This window comes from Flavobacterium sp. W21_SRS_FM6, assembly GCF_052119645.1.
Lineage (GTDB): Bacteria > Pseudomonadota > Gammaproteobacteria > Enterobacterales > Alteromonadaceae > Paraglaciecola.
The window spans coordinates 104,416-114,817 of sequence record NZ_JBGQOM010000008.1 but is presented as its reverse complement, the minus strand read 5'-3'; the positions used below and the strand labels follow the sequence as shown (position 1 = coordinate 114,817).

The 10,402-nt window shown below is 38.2% G+C and carries 14 protein-coding genes; 13 read left to right on the top strand and 1 reads right to left on the bottom strand.

The features are described 5' to 3' along the window. Positions 1–32: 32 nt before the first annotated feature. Entirely contained in the window at positions 33–998 is a 966-nt protein-coding gene (locus ACEN2L_RS14390) for an integron integrase (protein WP_441744675.1), read from the bottom strand. Positions 999–1,241: 243 nt separating this feature from the next. On the opposite strand from ACEN2L_RS14390, the gene ACEN2L_RS14385 reads away from it, so the two are divergent. From ACEN2L_RS14385 to ACEN2L_RS14325, 13 genes are all read left to right on the top strand, one after another. After that, entirely contained in the window at positions 1,242–1,748 is a 507-nt protein-coding gene (locus ACEN2L_RS14385; RefSeq protein ID WP_441744674.1) for a DUF1579 family protein, read from the top strand. A gap of 117 nt (positions 1,749–1,865) precedes the next feature. Then, entirely contained in the window at positions 1,866–2,315 is a 450-nt protein-coding gene (locus ACEN2L_RS14380) for a hypothetical protein (RefSeq protein WP_441744672.1), read from the top strand. A gap of 1,402 nt (positions 2,316–3,717) precedes the next feature. After that, positions 3,718–3,957, top strand: coding sequence for a hypothetical protein (locus tag ACEN2L_RS14375; RefSeq protein ID WP_441744670.1), 240 nt, complete (start codon positions 3,718–3,720; stop codon positions 3,955–3,957). A 79-nt stretch (positions 3,958–4,036) separates the two neighbouring features. Then, a complete protein-coding gene (locus ACEN2L_RS14370) occupies positions 4,037–4,321 on the top strand; it encodes a hypothetical protein (protein WP_441744668.1) in 285 nt (94 codons plus the stop codon). A gap of 794 nt (positions 4,322–5,115) precedes the next feature. Next, complete coding sequence (locus ACEN2L_RS14365) at positions 5,116–5,562, top strand: hypothetical protein (RefSeq protein ID WP_441744666.1); 447 nt, start codon at positions 5,116–5,118, stop codon at positions 5,560–5,562. A 28-nt stretch (positions 5,563–5,590) separates the two neighbouring features. After that, complete coding sequence (locus ACEN2L_RS14360; RefSeq protein ID WP_441744664.1) at positions 5,591–6,133, top strand: hypothetical protein; 543 nt, start codon at positions 5,591–5,593, stop codon at positions 6,131–6,133. Positions 6,134–6,262: 129 nt separating this feature from the next. Next, entirely contained in the window at positions 6,263–6,685 is a 423-nt protein-coding gene (locus tag ACEN2L_RS14355) for a hypothetical protein (RefSeq protein ID WP_441744662.1), read from the top strand. 102 nt (positions 6,686–6,787) lie between these two features. After that, positions 6,788–7,300 (top strand): hypothetical protein, encoded by a 513-nt coding sequence (locus ACEN2L_RS14350; RefSeq protein ID WP_441744661.1) that lies wholly within the window; start codon positions 6,788–6,790, stop codon positions 7,298–7,300. A 463-nt stretch (positions 7,301–7,763) separates the two neighbouring features. Further along, complete coding sequence (locus ACEN2L_RS14345; protein ID WP_441744659.1) at positions 7,764–8,231, top strand: hypothetical protein; 468 nt, start codon at positions 7,764–7,766, stop codon at positions 8,229–8,231. Positions 8,232–8,325: 94 nt separating this feature from the next. Then, positions 8,326–8,628, top strand: a complete 303-nt coding sequence (locus ACEN2L_RS14340) for a hypothetical protein (protein ID WP_441744658.1) — start codon at positions 8,326–8,328, stop codon at positions 8,626–8,628. Positions 8,629–8,749: 121 nt separating this feature from the next. Beyond that, positions 8,750–9,205 carry a hypothetical protein gene (locus tag ACEN2L_RS14335; protein ID WP_441744656.1) on the top strand — a complete coding sequence of 152 codons (456 nt, stop codon included), beginning with the start codon at positions 8,750–8,752 and terminating at the stop codon, positions 9,203–9,205. Positions 9,206–9,329: 124 nt separating this feature from the next. After that, entirely contained in the window at positions 9,330–9,596 is a 267-nt protein-coding gene (locus ACEN2L_RS14330) for a hypothetical protein (protein ID WP_441744654.1), read from the top strand. A 105-nt stretch (positions 9,597–9,701) separates the two neighbouring features. Further along, complete coding sequence (locus ACEN2L_RS14325; RefSeq protein ID WP_441744652.1) at positions 9,702–10,145, top strand: hypothetical protein; 444 nt, start codon at positions 9,702–9,704, stop codon at positions 10,143–10,145. Positions 10,146–10,402 lie beyond the last annotated feature (257 nt).

Below are 10,402 nucleotides of genomic sequence, written 5' to 3'. Positions count from 1 at the left end.
AGGGATCTTCTACTTGGCCTCAATATGCCTACCTACAAACGCGACAAGGGGCTCACCACACTGTTGCCACCGCGCTGCAGTATATGCGTGTAAATCTGCGTGGTACGCAAATCAGCATGCCCGAGTTGGTCTTGCACTGTGCGAATATCTGCACCAGATTGCAACAAATGGGTAGCAAAGGAATGGCGCAAGGTATGAGGTGTGACTGTTTTGCCAATATTCGCTTTTTTAGCCGCGAAACGAATAGCCTTTTGAATAGCTGACTCATCAATATGATGGCGACGTAATGACTTATCTTCAGGATCTTTTGATAATTGCCGCGATGCAAACAAATATTGCCATTCCAATGAACGGTTGGCCTTTTTGTATTTTAGTCGAAGGCGGTGGGGTAAATATACACCTGAGTAATCGGGATTAATTAAATCTGCGTCCAAATATTGTTGCACAAGCGTAATCTGCTGCCTTAGGGCAGGGACTAGTTCATCAGCAAGAGTAACGACACGATGTTTGCCCCCTTTACCATACCAAATTCGAATGGATTTATAGTCAAAATCAATGTCTTTCACTCTCAGCCTCATACACTCCATCAAGCGTAATCCGCTGGCATATAGTATAGAAACGGGTAATTTATGTTGAGCGTTTATGACCGCCAGTAAGCGCCGCATTTCATCGGTGGTTAACACAACTGGCAGTTTCTGTTGCCTCGAGCTTTTAACAAAGTTAAGTTTTACGTTTAAAGGGCGGCGTATGATATCGCGATACAAAAACACCAAGGCATTTAACGCGGAGGTTTGTGTGGCAGCTGAAACATCAAGCTCTAATACTAAATGAGATAGAAATGCCTCAACTTCCGAGTCGTGCATTAAATTAGGGTGTTTTTTCTGATGAAAGTGAATGTAACTACTGATCCATTTTAAATAAGCTTCAATAGTTCGTTTAGCATAACGCAGCTTGAACATCTCATCTTTTACCATATTTAAAAATATTGATTTAGGCATTTAAGCGTCCTTACTATAACTGTTTATTTGTACAGTTATAGTAAAACTTCCGCATAACAGCAAGATTTAGGAATTATTCCGTCTTTCCACAACATGAGTTTTTTGAATTGGAAATAAATTTAACCTATACAGTAAGATAAATACTATGTTAAAAAAGACAAATGTAGAAAAGCGGAATAAATCCGTGTTTAAAAACGGAACTTTTCCGGATATTAATATTGTTAGCACTCAAAGGAAGATTATATGCGACTTTTAAAAATAGCTGGTTTGTTGGTGATTCTTGTAGCAGGTACTTTACATGCTCAAGAGCACCCTAAAATCTTGGAGAGACCAGCAGCCTTGATAGCATTGGATGGCGATTGGGTCATGTCTGGTGATGTAATGGGCAAACCAGTCACCTATCGGATGACTGCAGGGCCCACGCTGCAAGGTGCTTTTACCGAGATCCATATGAATGATGTTCAAGTTCCTTCTGAGTACGAGGCTCGTGTGATAATCGGATACGACACAAAAAGTGAAACTATCTTTGCTCATTGGATGGACAGCTTTGGCGCTAAGTACTCTATTCCACATGGTACAGGTAGCGTAACGGACAACTCTATTCAATTCACGATTCCATACGGAAGCAGCCCTTTCCGTGATACCTTCACCTACAACCCGGACACAAATACTTGGCTATTCGTCCTTGAAGCAAGTCAACCTGACGGCACATGGAAACACTTTGCACGCTACAACGTAAGCCGTCCATAACTGAGTGCTAACAAGCAATTCAACAAGGACTAAAAACAGCGGGCTGTTCGCTTCGCTCAAGTTTAGCCCACAATTTTTAGCCCGTTAATTGGGCGTTAGCCATCAAGGAGAGTAAGTGTGGAATTCACACAGTTAATGGAAATTATTGGGGCAATTACATTAAGTCTTGGCGGAGGTGCGGCTATAGTTTTTGTTTTGTCTAAATGGTTGGGTAATATTTGGGCAGGAAGAATAATTGAAAATGAAAAAGCCTCGTTAGCTAGAGAACATGAACTCTTAATTCGGCGAAGAGATGTTTATTCAAGCCTCGCTGTTGCTATGCGAATTTTTATAGACTCTGGACGCAAACCAAGTTCAGAGCAGGAGATTGAATTTCTTAAAGCCTACGATCTTGCCGCTCTTTGGGCAAGCGAAGGTGTTATAAATCAAATGGCTAAGTTTTTGGATTCGGTCATAAATAAATCTCCATCAAAAGAAGATTTTATCAATTGCATTACTGAAATGAGAAAAGACTGTGGTTTTCCAAAAACACAATATCAGCATAGGATTGTTAATTTTGATGGCTAACAAATGCATTATGGTGGGAATTTTACTCGCTGAAAAAACGCTCCTAAAATCCCCATATGCAAAGCGTTATAGCGCTTCAGTCTTACAACTTATCGGTCAGTATCGGTAGTAAGTTTTAGGTTAGAAAGGTTGTAGTTGGCTCGTACTCTTTTTGGCAATCGATCTTTCAGTTTTTTTAGTCAAACAACCCGTTAAACTTCCAACAGTTTTATCAGCATCAGTTCAACCTAACATGCATTTTTTCGTTGCAGTTTTGCTCAAGGTTGTTTTACAGTGCGGGTAATAATTTTAATCATGTTGTTGTGCAAACAGGGCAGGCGGCAAGCCGCGATAGTTTATCTGGTTGACGCAATAACAAGCAAAGGCATCGGACGCAAAAAGCCGCGCCGTTGCTTTGAGCGTTATGGCGCTTCAGCCTTACAACTTATCGGTCAGTATCGTTAGTAAGTTTTAGGTTCAAAAGGTTGTAGTTGGCACGTACTCTTTTTGGCAATCGTTCTTTCCGTTTTCAGCCAAACAACCCGTTAAACTTCCGACAGTTTTATCAGCATCAGTTCAACCTAACATGCAATTTTTCGTTGCAGTTTTAATCAAGGTTGTTTTACAGTGTGGGTAATAATTTTAATCATGTTGTTGTGTTAACAGGGCAGGCGGCAAGCCGCGATAGTTCATTAGGTTGGCGCAATAACAAGCAAAGGCATCGGACGCAAAAAGCCGCGCCGTTGCTTTGAGCGTTATGTGCTTTAACTAAAAGCTTTAAAAATAAAATACGGTTTTGGTGTGTTTCGCCATTGTTAGTTTAGAAGCTGCCACTAATAAGCTTTACACAATTACAAAACAAGTTTTGCGGTAAAGCTATTATTTCATTCTATTTTTGGTTTTAATGGCTCAAGGATAAATTTATTAAGGGTTGCTTCGTTATTGTTCAGGTTAAGTTCTAAACTTGCTCTGCACATAACAAGCAATTCAAGTGGACTCATAACAGTTGGCTGTTTTCACTTCGTTCAACATTTTAGCCAACTATTATTCGCCGCTTAATTGGGCGTTATAGCGCTTTGTCCTTACAACTTATTGGTCAGTATCGGTAGTAAGTTTTAGTTTCCTTAGGTTGTAGTTGGCTAGTGCTCATTTTGGCAATCGTCCTTTCATTTCTTAGCCCAATAAACTTTATATATTTCCAGCACTTTTATCCAAAACGGTTCAACCTAACATGCAATTTTTCGTTGCAGTTTTATTCAAGGTTGGTTTAGTCTACGGGTAATATTTTAATCATGTTGTTGTGTTCACAGGGCAGGCGGCAAGCCGCGATAGTTCATTAGGTTGGCGCAATAACAAGCAAAGGCATCGGACGCAAAAAGCCGCGCCGTTGCTTTGAGCGTTATGTTTTTAAAGGAGTATGGAAGTGCAAAGTATGATTACAAAATATCTTCACAATGATTCAAAAAATGAAATTAAACTTTACTTGGTGTTAGGGCCAATTTTAATGCTTTTGTTTGGCATGGGGCTCGGTGCAATTATTGGAGCATCAGGTGGGCAATTTACAATGTCATTATTTCTAACATTACTTTGGACAGTTGCGGTTCCTTTGGTTTTTATTGGTTACGTAGTGCATAAAACTTTTCAAAAAATTGATGCGCTTTAAGTTGTCAAAACATAACAAACAAATTAGGGCCGACGCGCAAACAGCGCGCGCCGCCTATTCGAAGCGTTAGGTTTTTATTGTGCCTATTAAAATCTCAGATCATTTGAAAAAGAACGAAAAAGGTAAAAGTGCGGATGTTGCTTTCTTACTCCCTGAAAATTGGCGCTTACCTGATCAAATGAAAGCATTTCAAGAATGGCTAATAGAAAACAAGGATTTACCACCAAGTGATTATTCAGCTGACGTTGGTTTCAGTCCAAGAGAAGATGCGTTTGGTGGCGGGGGTAAACTAACAATTCAGTCCATGCAAATAATGGTAAATTTAAACATGGAGTTTTATTTGTCGGAGTATCCTGATGACTAGGATGTCTAAAAACAAACCTAACAAAAACATCATTGTGGGAATTTTACTCGCTGAAACAGCGCTCCTAAAATCCCCATATGTTAAGCGTTATAGCGCTTCAGTCTTACAACTTATCGGTCAGTATCGGTAGTAAGTTTTAGGTTAGAAAGGTTGTAGTTGGCTCGTACTCTTTTTGGCAATCGATCTTTCAGTTTTTTTAGTCAAACAACCCGTTAAACTTCCAACAGTTTTATCAGCATCAGTTCAACCTAACATGCATTTTTTCGTTGCAGTTTTGCTCAAGGTTGTTTTACAGTGCGGGTAATAATTTTAATCATGTTGTTGTGCAAACAGGGCAGGCGGCAAGCCGCGATAGTTTATCTGGTTGACGCAATAACAAGCAAAGGCATCGGACGCAAAAAGCCGCGCCGTTGCTTTGAGCGTTAGGTGTACTGGGTTGAACATTTATGATTAAGGTGACAAAACAAGATAATGGTTACGTTGCCCAGATATCCATTTCGGGAGCCAATATCGAACCCAATAAAATTGGCCCACTTTCCGAGACTGAACTAAAACAAGAGCTATTCAAGTTGGGAGTAGCTCAAAGGGACATTGAAGAAGCTTTCGTTGTTTCAAATGAATCTTATTTTACTGTGGGAAAGTGGTAAGTTTATGCACGGAAAAACACCTAACAAGCCGCTCAAGTTAACCAGCTTCGCTGGCGGGACAAATTTTCGCGGGCTGGCGCTTCGCGCAAGTATAGCCCACTCAATTTGCCCCTTAGCGGGGCGTTATGTGTAAATGGAAGTTCATAAGTGAATTCAGATTTCGATAAATATATTTCTAATCTTGTAGCAAACAAAGAAAAAATGCCTGATCAGCTTTTTGAATTCGCTGCTAACCCAGAACGTTATGAGTTAAACCATCCAAGGTCACTTCACGATACTTGGGTTACTTCTTTAACTATTGCTGAAAATCGAAACAAACAACGCCCTTTTGATGCTTCATTATCCATTACTTTAAACTTGCTGGGGCAGCACCATGATCGAGACATTGTATTAACTTACAACAATGTTAAATCCTATGAATTAATCGGTCATATCAATGAGTTTAATTACAATGACACTTTTCACGGTGATGTGTTAACTCACGAAATATCGTCGGAAAACGAGCATTATCAACATATAATCGAGTTACGCTCTGGTTCAAAATTCAAAGTGATGTTTACAGAGTTTAAAATAACGGAGTGCGTTTACACATAACAAACGCATCAAAATGGACGTCTAACAGTTGGCTGGCGCTCATTCTTCGCTTATTTTAGCCAACTGTTATCCGCAATTTATGCGGGCGTTATGTATTACTTTGAATATGGATATATTGAATAGGCTTGAGCAATTAAACGCTGACCCGTTTAAACAAAAGCAAATAAAGAAATACCTATTAGCTTGCTGCAAAAAACTGGTCAAATATAGAAGCAGTGGTAATTTAGAAAAAGGTATTGCTCTAGCTAAAAAATATAATGCTGGTTATATATCATGGAAGAAATTCCATGATATCGAGTATATTTTGGAAGGTGAGGCTTTTCGTATCGAATTTTACTCTAACGATCCTTATTTTGGCCAATTTCGAGTTGATAAAAATGATTTAGCTGACTTAAAAAAGATTCGAGTAAGTAAAGCTCTTCACTCTAAAAAAGCTAATAAATACCTTATAGATCTTGCTTACTTTGTTGATTCAGTATTTAGTTATTGCTCTCATCCTGGTAACAGTTTACCTGATATTGAACATTCTAAATTTCTTTGCCCAGTGTTATTCAAACGGTATTTTAGATAGGTGCGTTTAATACATAACAAACGCATTAAAATGGACGCCTAACAGTTGGCTGGCGCTCATTCTTCGCTAAGGTTAGCCAACTGTTATCCGCCATTTATGCGGAGCGTTATATTTTTAAGGGAAGTTCCGTTGAATAAATTCGCTACGAATGTATTAGTTGTAGTTGGTGCTATTGGTGGTGCAATGTTTGGAAGTTGGGCTGTGGACGGTATGTTCTCAAAACCAACCGATTACACAACCGTCCTGATGCAAGCTGCAAATAAGATTAATTCAAATTTACCAATGACTGTAGATAGTGAAACCGAGCTTTTATCTACGGTGGGTTTCAAGAACTCGTTTACGTACAAATATAAACTTATAAATTACGATGTTTCAGAAATGGACATCGATCAGTTTAAGAAAACAATGATACCTAAACTACAAAATTCAGTATGTACTTCTGAGTCGATGTCTGAATTTCGTAAAATGAAAATAGTGGTTAAATATAGCTATTCAGACTCGAGCCACAAAGAGATAGCAGAGTTTCCGATTGATACCAAAAGTTGTGAATAAATATAACAAAGCCAGGCACGGCGACGGCTTCTCCGTTGCGGCTTCGCCTTCACTACAAAACCGCGCGTGCTGGCGGCGTTATGCATCAAAAGGAGTTTGAGATTGGAGTATTTTTTAAAAAAGCACGGAGATAAGTCATTCGGGCTATTTATGGTCATCTCGATAGTTCCCTTGCTGATGTACGAAACAGTATTAAATTCGTCATTTGTATGGGCGTTTAAGTATTTGTCAGTTCCTATCGTTATTATTTGCTTCTACGTTTACTTTAAAAGAATCCCAAACCTACGCCGCGAATCTGGAGAATTGAAGGGAATTACACTAACAACTGTTGTTGCTGCAATGCTCCTCATTATGAGTGGAGGTTTTGTTCTAGGGTTCAACAATTTCATTGGTCCCCAATCTGATTTTCAGTTAAGCGGCTCTGTTGTAAAACTAGACACTTATGAAAGCACCAAAGCTGGAACTAGTTACTATGTCTTCATAAAAACAGCGGATAACGGAAAAACTCTTAAACTCGATGTATCTAAGAAAAATTATACAGCGTTAAAAGTTGGAGATTTTTACTCCGAGCCATGGAAAAAGGGCTCGTTGGGGTTGTTGTATAAACGCAAGTAGATGCATAACAATCGCATTAACTCGCTCGCAGGCTCGCTGGGACAATAACACGTAGGCTCAGTCGCTTCGCTCCAATTTTAGCCTACGTGTTATTGCCCGTTATGCGGGCGTTAGAGGTAAAGCCGCATCAGTACGCAAATTGAAGCACCAAATAAATTGATTGTTCTTTGGCAAGCATGTGGAGTTATTTTTGCTTGGGTTTTAACTGTATCAGGTATATTTAGTGGGTCGCTTTATATCCCATTTGATAATGAATTTATCAACGTCGATACTGACAAAGGAAGCTTCGGGCTAGCAGTTTCTATTTATATTTTGTTATCAGTATTATTTACTGTTTTAACGTATTTAAATTATCGTAAATTAAGTAGAAGTAATGCTAAGTAATATTACCTCTAACAAGCCAAGTCAGCGGGAATTTTACTCGCTGAAAAACGCTCATAAAATCCCCTGCTTGGGGCGTTAGGTGCCTATGAGGCAATTTAGGATTACAAAGTATAACCCTAAGAATAGAGATAATTCCGGTGCATACTTACTGGATGAATGGACAGAGTTTTCAGACGTTGGCAGCTTGACTAGCATCGAAGAATACGAAGCAGTAGAGAGCAAATACATCGAATGCCTCAAATTACTTCTAGAAGAAAACCAAATAAGCACACTGAGGATTATTGGTTTAGAGGATAATCAAAACTTGTGTCCATTCAAAGATAACGAGTACGTTTCAGCCAGTGATTTTGGTAAATTATTCCGGTCGGTACTTCGGTCAGAGGTTTGGTGCAAACTTGAAATACAGAATGCTTTCGTTCATTTTGGATATGACTATTATTCGTATATTGGAGTATCTTCCGTTTCACAAGACACCATCAATAAAATTACTCAAAAAGGACTTTATATTGAAAACTTCAATTCACCATATACCAACATCGGCACCTAACAAATGCATCATGGTGGGAATTTTACTCGCTGGAAAAGCGCTCCTAAAATCCCCATATGCAAAGCGTTAGCTGACTAGAGAAAGGAGTCAATGAGTGGCGGAAAAGGAACGTATTTCATTACCAGAACTCCAATTGTTGATACTGTTTTTATGTAGCAGCTTTTTTGTTCTACCTTCTATCGTAAAAGGTAATTTAATTGGTGTGATTACATTTAGCCTAATAGTAGTGTTTTATATATTAAGTAATTTAGAGTGGCTTAAATCAACATTCGACTTAAGTGCTAAAGAAATATCGGTATATATTCTTATGCTCTCTCTATGTGGCTATTTAGCTTTTGAAGTATTCTTTTTATTAAGTGTGCTTGCAGTATATCCATTATCAAAGTTTTATAAATGAGCTACTTAGGCAGTTTAAATAAGTCAGCTAACAAAAACATCATGGTGGGAATTTTACTCGCTGAAACAGCGCTCCTAAAATCCCCATATGTTAAGCGTTAGCTATATTGCAGGAGGCATAGTTGAATCGTTATCAGTTCAAAAAACACTATATATTTCGTCCTTTAATTGAACCTGTGATATGTCTTCTAATCTGTATTCCGTTTTGGTTTTTTAGAGATAGCATTCCTAATAATCAATGGGGAAAAGCCATTTTTCTTATAGGAGGTATACCGTTCCTATTTATTTGGCTAGCTGATCGTATTTATAAGGTAATTAAACATCCTAAATTATTTATATTTGATTTAACTTCAAACAGTTTAATTATTGATAATGTTGATTACTCCTTTGATGATTTAAAGTTTTTTTATATCTCAGAAAAAGGTGATGCTTTTAAGATGGAGTTTGAGCTTCCTAGCCCTAAAAAACTCAAAGCAGGATATAACCTTAAAACACTTGGTATGTATAAAATTGACTTGTCACTACAGGAGTTTAATGACTCAGTAAAAAACATTAAACATATAAAAACGTTTTCATAGGATTAAAAATATTGCTAACAAGCAATTAAACAGGGACAAATAACCGTTGGCTTTGTTCGTTCCTCACATTATAGCCAACAATTATTTGCCCGTTAATTGGGCGTTATGTGCTAGTGGGTAAATCATGAAATTTGAGGATGACGATTATTCTGAAATCGAAAAATTAGGGGGATTCATTAGATTCCTATGCCTTTTTATTTTCTTATGCGGGGTTTTTGCTATCTTTGCTGTCATTGCAGCATTAATTTTTGAACCATTTCACTACATTGCTATCATCGGTTTTGCAGTATGTTCAATTATGTTACACGTGTCTGGTTGCATATTATTTACTGGGTATGCACCAAGTTACTTACTGTTTGCTCATGGCAAAGTAAGATTGGATAAGCCATAAAGCTGGGTAATATATGTTCACACATAACAAGTTAAATCAGCGGAAAATCACTCGCTGGCTGCGCCAAAACGCTCGCGTTTTCCGCTGTTTAAAGCGTTATACCTTATGAAACATAAAGCGCTCTTTTTTTTATTGATACTGTTTTGCATTCAAGTGAAAGCTTCTAGCCTTTTCTGCGAAAATTTTACTCAATTTGCAGAAGCTTCAAATGGTTCTCAGTCAGTATCTATATTGCTTACTAGTGATTGGTCTTCAATGAGCATTTCCTGTTCACACAATCAACTGGCGTCAGAAAAGCAATTTTGTTCGTGGCTGGTCGAAAACAGCTCAAAAGAGAATATGAAGTTAAATGTAGCCAGTCTCGAAAACTGCCTGAAAGGAACAGCCGACCCAATTTCTTCTTTTCAATATGATGACATAGTGGCAAATTATTCCGTTTCTGAAGTACCAAACATGGCAAACGATATTGAAATAACGGTAAGTTACTCGTACGGTAATAACATATCTAAACCGTACTTAAAATTGGTTGTTTCACGCTTCAATGATTAGGTATAACAAAACAATCAACAACATTCGCTCTGCTCATTGGGAAAAAGCCTCGCTGCAACTTCGTTGCAAAGCACTCGCTTTTTCCCGTTATTGTAAGCGTTATAGCGCTTCAGTCTTACAACTTATCGGTCAGTATCGGTAGTAAGTTTTAGGTTAGAAAGGTTGTAGTTGGCTCGTACTCTTTTTGGCAATCGATCTTTCAGTTTTTTTAGTCAAACAACCCGTTAAACTTCCAACAGTTTTATCAGCATCAGTTC